This window comes from Streptomyces sp. NPDC057428, from assembly GCF_042803195.1.
Taxonomy (GTDB): Bacteria; Actinomycetota; Actinomycetes; order Streptomycetales; family Streptomycetaceae; genus Streptomyces.
Genome location: NZ_JBHVCT010000007.1, coordinates 104,719 through 120,249, shown reverse-complemented (window position 1 = coordinate 120,249; position 15,531 = coordinate 104,719). Strand labels below are relative to the sequence as shown.

The window sequence follows — 15,531 nt, the reverse complement described above, 5'->3', positions numbered from 1 at the left end:
AGAAGAGCCGAAGAGATAGCCCCTGGCAGGACTGGGCAGTGGTGCACGCATGAGGTGAACCGGGGTCACGCTGCCCGTGAAGTACTGGCCTTGTGCTGCCAGGCCGAGCGCACTCCGTGGGTGCGGCACGACCTGCCGCCCTTCGCAGTCTGGACGTGGTGGTGCGGAAGCGTGAGACACCGCGCGTTGGAGTCAGCGCCGAGGAGCCCCTTCGACTTGGCGCGTTTGATGGCGTTCGGCAGGCCCGACCCGCTGAGCGGTCTGTTGCTCTTGTCGGCGAGCACCTCAGCAAGCTCGCCGGTGAAGAACTCGGCATGGCCGATCGCGTTCATTCGCCAGATGGCCGCGAAGTAGAGGCGCAAGCTCAAGTCTCCGAGATCGGGGTTGCGAGCGAAGCGTTCGCACTCACTCTTGGAGACGGCACTCCAGTAGATGCCGGTGCCGAAGTTGATGCCGTGGGGCTGCATGTAGGCAGCCCTCCCTTCTTAAGGCGCACGTGTGCGCGCCGGTGTCCTCCCGCCGGGCGGCGGGATCATGTGACCTCCTTTCGGTCGGGTACGGGCGAAGCGGAAACGTTGGTCAGGCCGAGACCGGACACTCCCGGTCGATCCAGCGGTCGACCTCGGACAGACGGAAGCGCAGGCTGCCGCCGACCTTCCGTGACGGGATCCCGAGTGCTCGGTGGTTGTTGTAGATCCACGCGGGCTTCTTGCCCAGGTACTCGGCCAGCTCATTGATGGTCATGAGGCGCTGGTGGTGCAAAGGCGGGTCTCCTTCGGGAGCGGCGGGTGGACGTTCACATCTTGAGCCGCCCATCCACCTTGGTCAAGTCCGGCTATGTCGCATCCGGATTTGACCAGGCGGGGTGATCGGCTTACGTTTTGGCTATGAACATGACGCCTCAGTCACCCGGAGCGGAGCCTCAACCCGGTGTGACTGTCACGAAGCGCTTTGGCGCATGGATGGTCACCATGTATCGGCCGCCCGGTGCCATCCGGTCAGGAGGACCACGAGAGATCCACATCGTTCCGGCGGACGATGCCGACCCTCAGGAGGTCGCACGCGGCATCACGAGCACTGTGCTCCGGCGGATCAATACGGCCCCGCCGGGCGAGGACTTCGCCGCGATGCGGTCCTTGGCGGACGCTGCCGAGATGGAGATCCGTGACCTCGGCGAGCGGTTGGCCTCCATGCCGGGCGGGGTCACCGACGAGCGTCTGGCGGTGCTGTCCGCCCTCTACGTGCACTTCGTTGACGCTGGAGAGCGCGCGCCGGCGCAGCGTCTGGCGGTGGGGTTCGACCTGAACTCGGCCACCGTGAAGGGGCACCTGCGCGCCGCCCGTCAGAGGGGCTTCCTGACGAAGGTCGAAGGGAAAGCGGGCGGGCGGCTCACGGACAAGGCAGTGCAGATACTCAAGGGGATGAAGAGTGGCGCAGGTACTGAAGAAGTGTGACTGCCGGAACAAGACCCGGTGCGCGCACCTGTGGACCGTCCGCTATCGGGAGCCGGGAGGGAGAAGCGCACGGCAACGCGAGCGTTCGTTCCCAACGAAGAGGGAAGCCGAGAGCTTCGGCGTCAAGGCGGAGAACGACAAGCGCCAGGGGGTCTACGTCGACCCCCAACTCGGTCAGATCTCGCTGCGGAAATGGGCCGAGGAGTGGCTGGCGCAGCACCAGGTGAACGAGTCCACCCGGCGCAACTACCAGGGCTTCCTCTCCAACCACCTGATCCCCGAGCTGGGCTCCCGCACTCTCGCCGGCCTCACCGTCGCCGACGTGAAGAAGCTCCAGGCCGCCATGACGGCCCGTGGACTGGCGGCCGCGACGGTCAACGACCGCATGAACATCCTGCGCAGCATGATGACGGCGGCCGTGAAGGCGCGCCGGATACCGGATAGCCCGTGCGAAGAGGTGCCGCCGCTCAAGGCGGCAGGGACTGCGGTTGACCCGGACGAGATCCCGACTCTGGCCGAGGTGTACGCCATCGCGGCGGCCATGTCCGACCAGTACCGCCTCACCGTGTGGCTTCAGGCAGGCGCGGGGCTGCGCATCAGCGAGACCCTCGGCTTCTCGGCCGACTGCCAGCGGGACGGCTTCCTTCGGCTGCGCCGACAGATCAGCGCCAAGGCGAACCACGGCGACTGCGTCACGCGCTTCGTGCCGCTGAAGCACCGTACGCCGGAGGAGTTCCGGGACGTGCCTACGCCGGCCTTCCTCGACCAGGAGATCGGGCTGCACCTGAAGCGCTGGGGGACGGTCGAGATCGACGGCCTGGAGGTGCTGTTCGCTCCGCGTGAGCGAGGCAAGGGCAACATGCCCACGGCCTCGACGTACGGCTACCACTGGCGCAAGGCGCTGGTAGCGGCTGGCGTGGTGACGCCGGACGGGAAGGCGAAGTACACGCCGCACTCGCTGCGGCACTTCTTCGCCTCGACGGCCCTCGCGAACGGTGTGCCGATCCATGAGGTGAGCCGCTGGCTCGGGCACCGGAACATCAAGACGACCGTCGACACGTACGGGCACCTGGTGCCAGAGGCGTGGGACCGCTGCCGAGACGTGATGCAGGAGGCGCTGCGCCCTTCACTGCCCCACCCTGCGGCGGCGCTGGTGGCGTGACGTGCTGACCGGCCGACACGGTGCTGACTTGGTGCTGACCCTGCGCTGCTTCGGAGGGCGGAGACCCTTGAAAACACTGGGTAGTGAGCGACTTCTTGAACGTTCCGCTTCAACGTGTAGCTGGTCGGTTCTGCAAGCTAGCTACTTCGTCAAGAATGCTGGTCAGAGGGGCTCGCCGTCGAGGTGGTCTCCCCCGACTCCGCACACCGGGACCGCACGGTAAAGCTCCACAAATACGCAGAGGCCGGCATCCCGCACTACTGGCGCATCGAGGACGAGGACGGAGCACCCGTCGTCCACGTCTACGAACTTGACGAGCCAACTTCCACCTATGTACCCGTCGGGATCTTCAGGGGCTCGCTCAGCCGTCTGGTGCCCTTCGAGATCAACCTCGACCTGGAGAATCTCGCTCCACCCCGCCGCGGCTGAGTCGGCACCATGTCAGTACGGAAATGCGGTAGGGGCCGGACTTACCCAAGTCCGACTAAGCCGGGTCTGCCCGCACGCACACGTCCGCGCGGACGGCAGGGGGAGCCCTACCGTCCGCGCGGACCCCGGCCGGGTCTACGCCGCCCTGCGGGCGAACGCCTCGGCCCTGCTGCGGCGCTTCGGGTCGAAGGCGTCGACGGTGCCCGCGCCCGCGTTGCCGGGACCCGCCTGCCAGCCGCGAATCGTGCGGGCCACGCCCTTCACCTTCGGGTGACCCGGCTTGTGGGCGAGCTCGAAGTGGGACTCCTTCGGGGTGGTGAGATCGCCGCCCCAGGTGACCGCACCGTCCAGCTCGGCGAGGATGTCCCGCACCACGACGAGTTCGTGCGGGTAGAGGCCCCCCTTGACCCCGGCCGGGTACGCGAGCGGCCGGATCGCCAGGGCGGTGCCCGACAGGTAGTTGGACTCGTAGTCCTCGGCCACCGTGCGCGCCGTGGAGTGACCCGTGACGTCGCCCTCGCGGAGCTGGTCGATCTCGTAGTGGAAGCGGCGGGCCACGTGCAGCAGGATCACCGCCGCGTCACCGCCCGCGAGACGTACGGACCGGCCCGATCCCTCGATCGGGAAGAGTTCCGCCTCCTCCAGCACGGGCCAGCCGTTCGCCGACTTCGCGCCGGCCCATCGCCGGCCCACGGGAGCACCGCCGGCCGACGGGAGGGGTGGCGCGGCGTACGCGGTGCCGGGGAGGCCGGTTAGGGCCGTGGTGGCCCCGAGTGCGGCGCCCGCCAGGAGCACACCGCGTCGGTCAATCTTGTTTCTCACTCTTCTTCCTTCCGGTGACCGCCGTCGCGACGGCGCCCGCGGCACAGCCGACGAGCAGCAGGGCGATGGCGACGAGAGAGGGGTTGACCCAGGCGGGGACCAGGTCGAATTCGGCGTTGCACCTGTTGTGCAGGGGGAACCACTGGGACGGCTCGCGCCAGGACTCCGACCGGTAGGCCTCGTCGTAGGGGGCGCCGCGCGAGGCGCAGGCCTCCCGGACGTCGAGACCGCTGGAGAAGACCCCGACGAACCGGACGACGCAGCCGAGCCCGGTCAGCACCACCGCCGGGAACGCCCACCAAACGGGGCGTTCCCAACGGCGGGCGGACAGTCCGCGCGCGGTTTTCCAGACACTCAGCACGAACACGGCCAGGACGAGTGGGGGGAGTGCGATGGCGGCCAGTGCCGAGACGGCGTTCACTTACGGGGTGGTCCCTTCGTTCATTCGCGGGCCGCGCGCCTCTTGGCGGCCTTCACGTACTTCGCGTGGTTCGCTTCATAGGTGGCCCGCAGGCGCTGTTCGGTTCCCGTGCGGGCCAGCAGCACGTCGACGAAGCCCTGCTCGAAGGGCTCCAGCTCGTCGTACCCGAGCATCGCGGGCAGCGTCTTGATCCCGCCCCGGACCGTCACGAGGCCGACCTGGCCGGCCACGACCTTCACGTCGTCCGCCGCGGTGAGAATGTTGTGGGCAAGGAACTTGGCGTCCTCCGCGTTGCCGCTGAAGCGCCCGTTCCAGTAGCGGCTGAACCGTGTCAGACCGCCACCCCCGTTGTAGAGGTCGCGGACGGCCTCGACGATCGTCCTGCCGTCGCGGACCGCCTTGGCCAGCAGCCAGGCGTCGGCGTCCTCGATCAGGTCGTTGTAGCCGAAGCTGGACGCGACCCCGACCTTGGCCATCTTCAGCTGGACGAAGTTGCGGCCGTCGGGGTACTGGTCCGAGGCCCGGCGCCAGTCGACGTAGAGGGTCAGCAGGTCGCCGCCCCAGCCCGCGACGTCGCCCGCGTTCACCGAACGCGGGTTGGACGGCATCCAGGAGACGAAGTGCCCGTTGGCGGACGCCATGAGGTGCTCGGCACCCAGCTCGTACGCGGTGTAGGGGTCGGTGAAGTCGGTCATCACCGACATGCCTTTTCCGTTGGCGTAGTCGACGAACGCCGTGTCGTACGACCCGATCAGGAAGTCCCAGTCGCCGCCGCCGTACGCCTTGTGGCGGATGTACTCCATCACCAGCTGGTTCGGGTCGCGGTCCCCCGTGTAGGCCACGGCGTGGTCGTACAGGCGCTGGACGTAGTCGATGAAGGCGTCCGCCGGGCCCGACGGCTTGTTCACGCTGCTCTGGCCGGGGTCGATGCCGGAGATCACGTCACGGTCGAGATCGAAGGTGTCCGACCCGTTGGTGACCTGGAACTCCTTGATCTGGTTGAAGGACCAGTTGGCGGGGATCGGGAAGCCGAGGTTGCCGGAGAAGCCCCACGACATGCCCGAGACGAACGAGTAGCGGGCCCCGGTCTGCCGGCTGACGACGGTGCACACGTTCCGCGACCCGTACACGCCGTGCACGTAGCGCTTTCCGTTGTACGCGAGGCCGGCGGCGACGCCGTGGAAATACGGCACGATCGCCGCGTCGATCTCCTCGCGGGTGGCGTCGTAGTCCACCGCGAAGTAGATGACGGTGCCGCGGTTGAAGCCGTAGCCGGCGGCCAGGCTGTGGGCGTTGAGCGCGTGCTGGTAGCCGTGGGTGTACGTGAAGTCGGAGAGCTGGCGGGCGTTGTCCTGGTAGATCGGGAAGACCTTCAGCCCGTTGCTGAACATCGTGTTCAGCTCACCCGGCTTGATCTCCTTGTCCAGGGTCGAGCCCGGGGGGTCGTACAGATAGCGGCCCACGACCTCGTAGCCGTTGTTGCGCAGCCACTGGGCGCGGGAGGCGGTTATCTCGAACCGGGTGTCGGAGCCCGTGGCGGGGCGGTCGGGATCGCCCATCGAGACCAGGAGCTGTGCCCATGTCCGGTAGTCCGAGCGCCCGTTGACGTCCAGCTTGCAGAACCGCTGGAAGATCTCGACCCACTCGCGGAGCTTGGAGTCGTAGCTGCTGCGCCACGTGGTGGGGGTGCCCGTCTCGCTCGAGCCGGTCGGGACTGGGGAGTTGAACACGCAGGCGGCGGAGAACAACTGGACCCACAGGCCTGAACTGCCTTCACCGAAGTTCTTGGTCTGCAGCCCCGCCTGCGTGGCCGGGCCGAAGTTCCCGTTCGGGGCGGCGATCCCGAGTTCGTACTGGATGGCGATCATCATGGACTTCTGCACGTCACGGGAGTAGATCCCGTCGCAGGGGCCGATGGTGTACGCGTCCCTGGTCCAGTAACTGCCGTTGAGCCAGCGCTGGATCGAACGGATGTCGTCCGTGCCGCCGCTGACCTTCGTGTACGCGTCCATGTTCAGGATGCACTTGAAGATCTTCGGCGTGGTGACTCCGCCGGCGGTGCCGGTTCCCCCGTCGGGCAAGCCCATGTCGAGGAGGAGGCTCTTGACCGCCTCGGTGGTCACGGCGCCGTATCCGCCGTAGCCGTTGGCCCCCCAGTAGCCCTTGCAGAACAGGCCGTGCTGGATGATGCGGACGATGTTGGTGTTCTTGTCCCAGCCGAAGCCGATGTCGCCGAGGGCCTGGAGCCGGGACATCGTGGTCGGGCCGAAGCTGGCGACCACCGGGCTGATGCCCAGTTCGTGCTGGAGGCCCATGACGAGGGCGTTCATGGTGGACCAGCCGGTGTGGCCGTCCTCGGGGCAGCGTACGTATCCGGAGACGCTCCCGTAGGTCGCGTTGACCCACGTCTGGGCGTCGAGGACCTTCTCGTCCAATGTCGTCCTTTCTCGGCAATGGGCGGCAGCCGGCCCGGCGCTCCTGTCACGACTGCATCGCGGGGTGCCGAGGACACGCTGCTCTGCCGGGGACGCTACGCAGCGGAAGTCTCCGATCTCTCTCCGGAGACCGCGCCGCGGCGTGTGCGGGGACCCGGCGCCCGCCCGGACCTCGCGGACGGCGGCACAGTCGTACCGTGGTGACAGAGACGCCTGATGTCCCCGCGCGGGGTGTCGCGCACCGGTCACGGACGGTGGGCGGCCCTCGCGGGCCCTGCGGGCACGCGGAGGCGGGCCGGGCCCGTCGGCGACGTGCCGGGGCGGACGGCACCGGTACCAGGACAGGAGATCGGCATGTCGTATCCGGAACCCGTCTACGCCGGCGGCGAGGGCGAGATCACCGCGGTCTACCGTCCGGCGGACAGCACCCCGAACCTGCTGACCCGCAGCGGCGGCAGCACCGACTACCTGGCCACCACCGGATCGACGCACGGCGAGTTCGGGCTCTACCGGATCACCATGGGTCCCCGGGCGGGCGGCCCCGCCGCGCACTTCCACCGGTCGATCTCGGAGTCCTTCTACATCCTCGGCGGGACGGTCCGGATCTACGACGGCGAACGCTGGACCGACACCGGGGAAGGTGACTTCCTGTACGTCCCCCAGGGCGGCCTGCACGCCTTCCGCAACGACTCCGACGAGCCCGCGTCCATGCTGCTGCTCTTCACCCCTGGAGCGCCCCGCGAGGAGTACTTCGAGAAGGTGGGGCAGGTCTCGGACTGGCCCGAGAAGGAGCGGGCGGAGTTCTTCATCAAGCACGACACCTACTGGACTGACTGAGATCCGGACGGGCGGAGACCCGTCACGGCGCCAGGCCCGTCTTGAGACCCGCCCCGCAGAGCGGGACCACGACGCTGCGGCCCGTCTCGCCCCCCATGGCCGCCCAGCACGCCACCCCCGTGGTCTCCACGAACAACCCCCGGGCGTCCAGGTCCAGTTGCGCCGCGCGGATCTGCTCCTCCGTCACCGTGAGGAAGGTGCCCCCGGACTCCCGGACGGCCGCGAGGATCTGCCGGGCGCGTGGAGGGCGCGGGATGGCGATCCCCTCGGCGAGCGTGGGCAGGACCGGGCCGCCGGTGTCCGGCAGGTCCTCGTCCCCGGCCCGGAAGGCCGCGGCCAGCGGGGACACCGCCGCGGCCTGTACGGCGATCAGGGCCGGGCGGCGGTCGATCAGGCCGTGGGCGAGGAGTTCCGCGGTGGCGAGCGCCGCCCCCAGGAGCAGGGTGCCGTTCCCCACCGGCACGGCGACGGCGTCCGGCAGGGTGCCGCCGAGGTCCTCCCAGATCTCGTAGACGTACGTCTTGGTGCCGTGCAGGAAGTACGGGTTGAAGACGTGCGAGGCGTAAAAGGTTCCGGGCGCGTCCGCGGCGGCGCGGGCCGCCGCCGCTGTCGCCTCGCGGCCGCCCGGCACGGTCTGCAGGCGGGCGCCGTGGGCCCGGATCTGCTCGGTCTTCTTCGGGGAGGTCCCCTCGGGGACGTACACGGTGCAGGGCAGGCCCGCCCGGGCGCAGTAGGCGGCGACGGACGTGCCCGCGTTGCCACTGCTGTCCGCGACGACCCTGTCCGGGGAGAGCCTGCGCGCCAGTTCGGCCAGCATCACGGCGCCTCGGTCCTTGAAGGAGAGCGTCGGCATCAGGAAGTCGAGCTTGGCCGAGACGTCTTCTGTCAGGGCGACGAGCGGGGTCCGGCCCTCACCGAGTGAGACGGCCGTGCCGTCGAGCGGGAGGACCTCCGCGTAGCGCCACAGCGAGTTGACGCGTCCGCCCAGCGTGGCGGGCGCCACAGGGGCCTGCGGGCCGGTGTCGAGGTCCCAGGGGCCCCGGCAGACCGGGCAGCACCAGGCCAGGGATGCGGCGTCGGCCCGCGCCCCGTCCTGCGGGCAGATGTAGGTCGCCGTGGGCGTGCGGGTGTCGGACATGGGAGGAATCTATGGCCGCGCGGCGCCCGTGATCCAGCCCGGCTCGGGGTGGGGAGCGCACGGGGTGCGGCCCGGTGCGCTCCTCACCCGCCGTGTGCTTCAGCGCCGTCCGAGCCCCCGGGCGACCGCGGCCATCAGCTCGCCGTTGTCCGTGTCGCCGTCCAGCGACCAGAACATCGCCCCGCCGAGCCCGCGTTCGCGGATGTACGAGGTCTTGGCGCGCAGCACCTGCGGGTCGTCGTAGGTCCACAGGGTCGTGCCGTCGAACAGCCAGGCGTGGCCGTTCCTGACGTCCCGGTGCACCTTGTACGCACCGGATTCGGCCAGCTTCTTGAGGGCCTTGTAGTCCTCGTATCCGGCGGCCCAGGTGGCGGGCGCGGGTCCGGCCGCGGGCTGCCCGAGTCCGTCGCCTCCCCCGGTGACACCGGTCCAGCCCTGGCCTTAGAAGGGCATGCCCATCACCAGCTTGCGGGCCGGGGCGCCACGCCTGATCCAGTCACGGACCGTCTGGTCCACACTGAAGTCACCGGTGGCACGGAGGGCGGACTGCTGGGCCGTCGTCGCCTCGCCGGAGACGTGGAAGTCGTAGCCCTGGAGGTTGACGAAGTCGAAGTCCCGCATGATGCGCGGCACGTCGAAGCCCGCGTCGATCTTGGCGGGTGCGTTCGGGACGAACGCGGAGAGTTCGTAGTGCTTCTGCCCGCTCCTCCCCTTGCGGCCGCTCTTCGCGTAGGCGTCGAGCTGCGTGCGGAACTCGTGTACCAGGGCGGTGAAGTTGCGCTTGTCCTCAGGGCGGTGGACCGTGTCCGTGTCGTCGGCCGAGCCGGGCCACTCCCAGTCGAGGTCGATGCCGTCGAACAGGCCCGCGGCGGCGCCCTCGCCCCGCGCGCGCCGTCGGCGGGCAGGTTGCCCTTGATGTACAGGTCGATGCACGACGAGACGAGCGCCTTGCGCGAGGCGGCGGTGCGCGCGGCGTCCGAGAAGTGCGTGGACCAGCTCCAGCCGCCGAGGGAGATCATCACCTTGAGGCCGGGGTGGGCCGCCTTGAGTTCGCGCAGCTGGTTGAAGTTGCCCGCGAGTGGCTGGTCGTCGGTGTCGCCGACCCCGTCCACGGACCCGGCGTCGTCCAGCGGACGTGCGTAGTCCGCCCAGGCGTCGGCTTCGCCGGGCACGTTGCCGGTGAAGCACCGGCCCTCGGCGCTGACGTTGCCGAAGGCGTAGTTGATGTGGGTGAGCCTGGCCGCGGCGCCGCTGGTGTCCAGGTCCTTGACCTGGAAGTCGCGTCCGTAGACACCCCTGTTCTTCGACGCATGGGGCTCGTTCCTGTGCGTGTGCCGGGATGGGGCCGGGCGCGGGCCCGGGTGTTGCCGGTGCCGAGGGTCAGCGGGAGCCGTGCTGTGCACAGGAAGGTATTGGTCTGGGCCAAAAACGGTCAAGGGTCCGGGCGTGCCTGGGCCAGGTATGCGCTGGTCGGCGTCGAATCATCACTTCGAGTGAAACTCTGGCCCGTGCTTGCGGTTCTCAACCCACGGTTGCGACGCTGTTGCTGTCCGTCAACCTGTTGGGAGTGGCCTGTGCCTTTCGGTGAGCAGCCCGCCTATCTGCGCGTGGCGAGCGATCTCAGGGAGAAGATCGTAAACGGCGCGCTGCCGCCCCATACCCGTCTGCCGTCGCAGGCCCGCATCCGCGAGGAGTACGGCGTCTCGGACACCGTGGCGCTGGAGGCGCGCAAGGTGCTGATGGCCGAGGGGCTCGTGGAGGGGCGGTCCGGCTCGGGGACGTATGTGCGTGAGCGCCCGGTGCCGCGACGGATCGCGCGCTCCGGTTACCGCCACGGGGCGGGTGCGAGCCCGTTCCGCCAGGAACAGACGGCGGAAGGGGTGCGGGGGACCTGGGAGTCCCGCAGTGAGCAGGAGGAGGCGAGCCCCGAGGTCGCCGAGCGCCTCGGTATCGAGCAGGGCGACCGCGTGATGCGCACGAGGTACGTCTTCCGGGAGGCGGGTGAGCCGGTGATGCTGTCCACCTCCTGGGAGCCCCTCGCCGTCACGGGGCGCACGCCGGTGATGCTGCCGGAGGAGGGGCCGTTGGGCGGCTGTGGCGTCGTCGACCGGATGGCGGCCATCGGCGTCGTCGTGGACAACGTCGCCGAGGAGGTCGGCGCCCGCCCCGGCCTCGCGGAGGAGCTCCTGGCGCTCGGCGGGGTGCCCGGCCATGTGGTGATGGTGATCGGGCGGACGTACTACGCCTCGGGGCTGGCGGTGGAGACGGCCGATGTGGTCGTTCCCGCCGACCGCTACCGGATCGCCTACCATCTGCCGGTCAAGTGACAGCTGGGGCGCCTGTGGTGACCGCTGGGAGCGACGGGCCGGCCGCCGCCCGTGACGCGGAGTCGAAAGGCTCCCGCCGCTCCTGACCGGCGGGCAGTCGCCGAGGACGGACATCGCAACGCCCACGACGCGGGACAGGGGGCGCACTCGACGGAGTGCGCCCCCTTCGGTGTGGCCGGATAGATGTCTCTTTGTGTAAACCCGCATCCGCTGAGTGAAGGTCAGGCGTACGCTCGGGCATATGCGTACTGCGGTTTCCTGGGGACCCTTAGAAGCGTGCACGCCGGTGGGGAGAGGGGCGAGATGCTGGGGAGGAAGGCCATGACCGAGAGCGGTGCCGTGCTCCCCTGGCTGGTGATCAGACGGGACGACAACGGCAACAGGTATCGCGTCGGCCGCTATGCGACGCAGGACGAGGCACAGAAGATCGCCGACGGCCTGGACCGTCATGGACACAAGCAGCTGTACTGGGTGGAACGCTCCGGGCGGAGCGCGCGCCCGTAGTGACCGGGAGTCCACCGGCTACGCTCCGGCGCATGAGTGATTCCGTGGTGGTGGCAGGGGCCGTCTGTGACGGAGGGCGGCTCCTGGCCGCCCGGCGCAGCGCCCCGCCCGAGCTCGCCGGCCGATGGGAGCTGCCCGGCGGCAAGCTGGAGCCGGGCGAGAGCGGCGAGCAGGCGCTCGTGCGGGAACTCCGCGAGGAGCTCGGCGTGGAGGCGGAGCCGCTGGAGCGCATCCCCGGGGAATGGCCGCTGAAACCGGGCTATGTGCTGCGCGTGTGGACGGTCCGGCTGGTGTCGGGCGAGCCCCGCCCCCTGGAGGACCACGACGAGCTGCGCTGGCTCGAGGCGGGGGAGACGGGCACCGTGGACTGGCTGGAGCAGGACCGCCCCGCCGTGGCCGAGGTCGTACGCCGCCTGCGCGAAGCGCCGCGCGCCTGACGGGCCTCCGTCGGGCCTTCTCGCAGGGCTCCCGCCGGACGGTTCTCCGTGCCGGCCCGCCGGGCAGTGGTTCGTGCGCGCCGGCCCGGAACGCCCGCAGAGACCCCGCCGACGGGCGGGTCCTGCCCCGCGACATCCGCCGTGGCGCCCCCTGTCGTCGGCTCGCGCCGCTGTGCGCGATCACCGTGCGGGGCGCGTGCAACCGCACGCCCCCACCCGATCGACCTCGCGATAAGGTGCGCCACATATCGGGTATGTGCCGATTAGCCCCTTGGGAAGGGGTGTCCCGCTGCCGACCCTGGGAAGTGATCGGCGTGACCGACTCCGACGGTGACTGTGCCGAGTGGAGCTTTCCGGCGGCGCCGGGCTCCGTGCGCAGCGCCAGGCACGCGGTCCGTGACGCACTGCACCAATGGGGATACGACGGAGGGCTGGGGGACATCGCCGTACTGCTCGTCAGCGAGCTGGTGACCAACTCCCTGCGCCACGCGTCGGGCCCCATCGGCGTCCGGCTCGTAAGGCCGCACCCCCGGCATGCCGGACCCGGCGCGCAGGACGACGGGCAGGCTCTGCTGGTGGAAGTCTCCGATCCGGTTCCGGATGAGCCCACCGAACGCACTGCCGGACCCGAGGACGAGGGCGGGCGCGGACTGCAGCTCGTGGCTCGTTCCGCACGCCGCTGGGGGACCCAGCGAGGAAAGAGCGGCAAGACGGTGTGGTTCGAGCTCCCTCTGCCTGGTTAGGAGTGGGGTGGGACCAACCGCGATCACCGGAGGTCTGCAGGACCTGGCCGAAAGGTACTGAGACCGTGCTGTGATCGTGAACGCCGTGCCGGTGAGGCCCGTAGTGCTGAATACTGCGGGCAGGGCCGGTCCGGTGTGTGAGCTGGAGGGGACGGTCGCGTGAGCGAGATACCTGGGACAGCGGGCGACGTCGTGTGGCAGAGCAGTCCGCCTGGCTCGATCTATGAATACATCAGGGTCGCCTCCTTCTCGATCGGGGCGGACGGGCTGATCGAGCAGTGGAGCCGGCGGGCCGCCGGTCTGTTCGGCATGGCCTCCGACGAGGTGGTGGGCCGAGACCCGGTGGAGGCCTTCATGCCCTCCGAGCTGCGCTCCTACGCCCACAGGCGGGTCGGCGAGATCCTCGACGGCAAGGAGTGGACGGGCCTGGTGCCGTTCCGCGTACCGGGCGAGAACGGGGCGAGCGGTCTCGCCGAGATCTACGTCATGCCCAGTGAGACGGGGGCGGGTGAGCGGGCCGCGCTCTGCATCGTCGTGGACGTGCGCGCGCTGCGTCGCATCGAGACGGACCTGTCGGCCTCGCAGGCGATATTCGGCCAATCTCCCTTCGGATTCGTCCTCTTCGGCGCCGACTTCACCGTCGTACGGGCCAACCAGCGGTTCGCCACGGTCTTCGGGGGCGAGGCCGATGACCACCGCGGACGCACCGTGGACGACTACCTGGCCAGGCCCGAGGCGGAACGGCTCTCCGCCACGCTCAGGCGTGTCCTGGAGACGGGCGACGCCGTCACCGATCTCCAGCTCGTCGGTGTCCCTCCCGGTGGCATCGGCCGTCGCCACTGGTCCATGAACCTCTACCGGGTGCACAGCGGATCCGGGCGCCGCATCGGCGTCGCCGGGCTCGCCACCGACGTCACCCAACGGCACATCGCCGCCCGCGAGGCAGCCAGCGCGCGGCGCAATCTCGCCCTGCTCAACGAGGCCAGCGCGCGCATCGGCAACTCCTTGGACCTGGAGACCACCGCCAGGGAACTGCTCGACGTCGCCGTGCCCGGCTTCTGTGACATCGCCTCCGTCGACCTGTACCAGGGACTGCTCACCGGTGAGGAGGCGTCGCCCTCCAGCTGGGGCCGGCCCCAGGAGTCCGGTACCGGCTCGGCCGAGCTGCGCCGGGTCGCTCACGCCAGCGCGGTCTCCGACGCGTCGGGCGTCCTCCCCGGTACCGCGGACGGGCCCGGCGCGGACGCGGGCACACACTCCGGCGCGGGGGGCGGGCAGCCCGCGCTCGGCTCGGTCCACCGCTACCCGTTCCACTCGCCGTGCGCCGTCGCGCTGCGCACCAGCCGCGTCGAGTCGGTGCCCGGGGACGAACGAGGGATCGTCCACTCCACCCTGGCGGTGCCGATGGTCGCGCACGACGTGGTCGTCGGCCTGGTCCAGTTCTCCCGCACCAAGGGCAGCGAGCCCTTCGGCGAACGGGACCGGGCCCTGGCCACCGAGCTCGCCGCCCGGGCCGCCGTGTGCATCGACAACGCCCGCCTCTACCGCCGGGAACACGAACGGGCACTGATCCTCCAGCGCAGCCTGCTCCCGCCCGGCGACCCCGAGGCGGCCGGTCTCGACATCGCCTGCCGGTACCTCCCCGGCAACACGGCCACCGAGGTCGGCGGCGACTGGTTCGACGTCATCGAGCTCCCCGGCCACCGCACGGCCCTGGTCGTCGGCGACGTGATGGGCCGTGGACTGCGGGCCGCCGTGGCCATGGGCGAACTGCGCACCGCCGTACGCACCCTGGCACTCCTGGACCTGGAGCCCGCCGAGGTGCTCTCCGCCCTGGACGAGGTCGCGCGTGGCCTGGGCACCCCCGGCGGCGGCGAGCGGAGCGACGGCTTCGGCGCGGGCGGCGGCGCCCAGTGGCCCTCGCGCGTCGCCCACAAGTCGCGCGAGGCCGACCTCTCCGAGGTGTATCTGGCGACCTGCGTGTACGCGGTGTACGACCCGGTCACCCGGCGGTGCACCTTCGCTAACGCCGGCCACCTGCCCCCCGTCGTGGCCGAGCCCGGCGAGCCGCCCCAGCTGCTGGAGGTGCCGCCGGGCATGCCCCTGGGGGTCGGCGGCGAGCCCTTCGAGGAGGTCGAGATCGAGCTCGAGGAGGGTTCCCTCCTCGCCCTCTACACCGACGGGCTGGTGGAGTCCCGGGACCATCCCCTCGACGAGGGCCTCCAGGCGTTCCGGCAGGCCCTCGCCGATCCGTCGCAGCAGCTGGAGGACGTCTGCGACCACGTGCTGACGACCTTGCACACCCGGCACGGCGAGGACGACATCGCCCTGCTGATGGCACGCATCCAGGGACTGGAGACGGACGCGGTGGGCGACTGGCGACTGCCACGCGAACCGCGTTCCGTCGGCCGCGCCCGCGAGCTGGCACGTGAACAGCTCAGCGCCTGGGACCTCGGCGATCTGGTGGACACCACCGAACTGCTCGTCAGCGAACTCGTCACCAACGCCCTGCGCTACGGCGAGGGCGAGATACGGCTCCGGCTGCTGCGTGACCGCACCCTCGTGTGCGAGGTGTGGGACGCGGGACTGGTCCAGCCGAGGCGACGGCGCGCGCGCGACACCGACGAGGGCGGGCGCGGCCTGCAACTGGTCGGGCTGCTCAGCGCGGCCTGGGGGTCGCGGCGCACCCCGCGCGGCAAGACGGTGTGGTTCGAGCTGGCGCTGCCCGACGGGGAGCCCGCCCCGGAACTCTCCGTGGACCAGCTGCTGAGCATGTACTGACCGGCGCGGAAGGGACCGCGGCGCCCGCACCGGGGGATCCG

General features: G+C 70.2%; 14 protein-coding genes and 2 pseudogenes. 9 read left to right on the top strand and 7 right to left on the bottom strand.

All coding sequences use genetic code 11. From position 1 onward, the window contains the following. Positions 1 to 65 precede the first annotated feature (65 nt). Entirely contained in the window at positions 66 to 467 is a 402-nt protein-coding gene (locus ACFU5K_RS05045; RefSeq protein WP_384056940.1) for a hypothetical protein, read from the bottom strand. A gap of 112 nt (positions 468 to 579) precedes the next feature. Continuing rightward, the gene (locus tag ACFU5K_RS05040) at positions 580 to 744 is read right to left on the bottom strand and encodes a helix-turn-helix domain-containing protein (RefSeq protein WP_157840926.1); all 165 of its coding nucleotides are present in this window, start codon (positions 742 to 744) and stop codon (positions 580 to 582) included. Positions 745 to 932: 188 nt separating this feature from the next. On the opposite strand from ACFU5K_RS05040, the gene ACFU5K_RS05035 reads away from it, so the two are divergent. The 3 genes and pseudogenes from ACFU5K_RS05035 to ACFU5K_RS05025 all read left to right on the top strand — a co-directional run. Then, on the top strand, positions 933 to 1,454 hold the full coding sequence (locus tag ACFU5K_RS05035; RefSeq protein WP_384056936.1) for a hypothetical protein: 522 nt from the start codon (positions 933 to 935) through the stop codon (positions 1,452 to 1,454). After that, on the top strand, positions 1,429 to 2,616 hold the full coding sequence (locus ACFU5K_RS05030) for a tyrosine-type recombinase/integrase (protein WP_384056933.1): 1,188 nt from the start codon (positions 1,429 to 1,431) through the stop codon (positions 2,614 to 2,616). Before ACFU5K_RS05035 ends, ACFU5K_RS05030 begins: the two co-directional genes overlap by 26 nt. A 171-nt stretch (positions 2,617 to 2,787) precedes the next feature. Continuing rightward, positions 2,788 to 3,045 (top strand): annotated as a pseudogene (locus tag ACFU5K_RS05025) (Uma2 family endonuclease); the annotation flags it as partial. A gap of 135 nt (positions 3,046 to 3,180) precedes the next feature. On the opposite strand, the gene ACFU5K_RS05020 reads toward ACFU5K_RS05025, so the two are convergent. Genes ACFU5K_RS05020 through ACFU5K_RS05010 form a run of 3 tightly spaced genes read right to left on the bottom strand, consistent with a single transcriptional unit; the run spans position 3,181 to position 6,723 of the window. Then, a complete protein-coding gene (locus tag ACFU5K_RS05020; protein WP_384056930.1) occupies positions 3,181 to 3,867 on the bottom strand; it encodes a hypothetical protein in 687 nt (228 codons plus the stop codon). Further along, positions 3,851 to 4,288, bottom strand: coding sequence for a hypothetical protein (locus tag ACFU5K_RS05015; RefSeq protein WP_384056927.1), 438 nt, complete (start codon positions 4,286 to 4,288; stop codon positions 3,851 to 3,853). The genes ACFU5K_RS05020 and ACFU5K_RS05015 overlap by 17 nt, the downstream gene beginning before the upstream one ends. A gap of 20 nt (positions 4,289 to 4,308) precedes the next feature. Then, positions 4,309 to 6,723, bottom strand: a complete 2,415-nt coding sequence (locus ACFU5K_RS05010; RefSeq protein WP_384056924.1) for a glycoside hydrolase domain-containing protein — start codon at positions 6,721 to 6,723, stop codon at positions 4,309 to 4,311. 354 nt (positions 6,724 to 7,077) lie between these two features. Here ACFU5K_RS05010 and ACFU5K_RS05005 point away from each other — a divergent pair, with 354 nt between their 5' ends. Then, on the top strand, positions 7,078 to 7,560 hold the full coding sequence (locus tag ACFU5K_RS05005) for a cupin domain-containing protein (RefSeq protein WP_384056921.1): 483 nt from the start codon (positions 7,078 to 7,080) through the stop codon (positions 7,558 to 7,560). A gap of 22 nt (positions 7,561 to 7,582) precedes the next feature. Here the strand turns inward: ACFU5K_RS05005 and ACFU5K_RS05000 are convergent, their stop codons facing one another. Together ACFU5K_RS05000 and ACFU5K_RS04995 are read right to left on the bottom strand one after the other, a co-directional pair. After that, on the bottom strand, positions 7,583 to 8,698 hold the full coding sequence (locus ACFU5K_RS05000; RefSeq protein ID WP_384056918.1) for a threonine synthase: 1,116 nt from the start codon (positions 8,696 to 8,698) through the stop codon (positions 7,583 to 7,585). A gap of 99 nt (positions 8,699 to 8,797) precedes the next feature. Then, positions 8,798 to 9,993 (bottom strand): annotated as a pseudogene (locus ACFU5K_RS04995) (glycoside hydrolase family 18 protein); the annotation flags it as partial. A gap of 279 nt (positions 9,994 to 10,272) precedes the next feature. On the opposite strand from ACFU5K_RS04995, the gene ACFU5K_RS04990 reads away from it, so the two are divergent. From ACFU5K_RS04990 to ACFU5K_RS04970, 5 genes are all read left to right on the top strand, one after another. After that, the gene (locus tag ACFU5K_RS04990; protein ID WP_384056916.1) at positions 10,273 to 11,025 is read left to right on the top strand and encodes a GntR family transcriptional regulator; all 753 of its coding nucleotides are present in this window, start codon (positions 10,273 to 10,275) and stop codon (positions 11,023 to 11,025) included. A 321-nt stretch (positions 11,026 to 11,346) separates the two neighbouring features. Next, entirely contained in the window at positions 11,347 to 11,529 is a 183-nt protein-coding gene (locus ACFU5K_RS04985) for an SPOR domain-containing protein (protein WP_384056913.1), read from the top strand. Positions 11,530 to 11,561: 32 nt separating this feature from the next. Further along, positions 11,562 to 11,966 (top strand): (deoxy)nucleoside triphosphate pyrophosphohydrolase, encoded by a 405-nt coding sequence (locus tag ACFU5K_RS04980; RefSeq protein WP_384056910.1) that lies wholly within the window; start codon positions 11,562 to 11,564, stop codon positions 11,964 to 11,966. A 305-nt stretch (positions 11,967 to 12,271) separates the two neighbouring features. After that, positions 12,272 to 12,709, top strand: coding sequence for an ATP-binding protein (locus ACFU5K_RS04975; RefSeq protein ID WP_384056907.1), 438 nt, complete (start codon positions 12,272 to 12,274; stop codon positions 12,707 to 12,709). Positions 12,710 to 12,901: 192 nt separating this feature from the next. Then, positions 12,902 to 15,490 (top strand): SpoIIE family protein phosphatase, encoded by a 2,589-nt coding sequence (locus tag ACFU5K_RS04970; protein WP_384056987.1) that lies wholly within the window; start codon positions 12,902 to 12,904, stop codon positions 15,488 to 15,490. The last annotated feature ends 41 nt before the right edge of the window (positions 15,491 to 15,531 follow it).

Excerpts from the sequence above, each read along its gene's own strand:
- ACFU5K_RS04980 (WP_384056910.1), top strand. The coding sequence starts at position 11,562 with ATGAGTGATTCCGTGGTGGTGGCAGGGGCCGTCTGTGACGGAGGGCGG.
- ACFU5K_RS05000 (WP_384056918.1), bottom strand. The coding sequence starts at position 8,698 with ATGTCCGACACCCGCACGCCCACGGCGACCTACATCTGCCCGCAGGAC.
- ACFU5K_RS04985 (WP_384056913.1), top strand. The coding sequence starts at position 11,347 with ATGACCGAGAGCGGTGCCGTGCTCCCCTGGCTGGTGATCAGACGGGAC.
- ACFU5K_RS05045 (WP_384056940.1), bottom strand. The coding sequence starts at position 467 with ATGCAGCCCCACGGCATCAACTTCGGCACCGGCATCTACTGGAGTGCC.
- ACFU5K_RS05040 (WP_157840926.1), bottom strand. The coding sequence starts at position 744 with ATGACCATCAATGAGCTGGCCGAGTACCTGGGCAAGAAGCCCGCGTGG.
- ACFU5K_RS05005 (WP_384056921.1), top strand. The coding sequence starts at position 7,078 with ATGTCGTATCCGGAACCCGTCTACGCCGGCGGCGAGGGCGAGATCACC.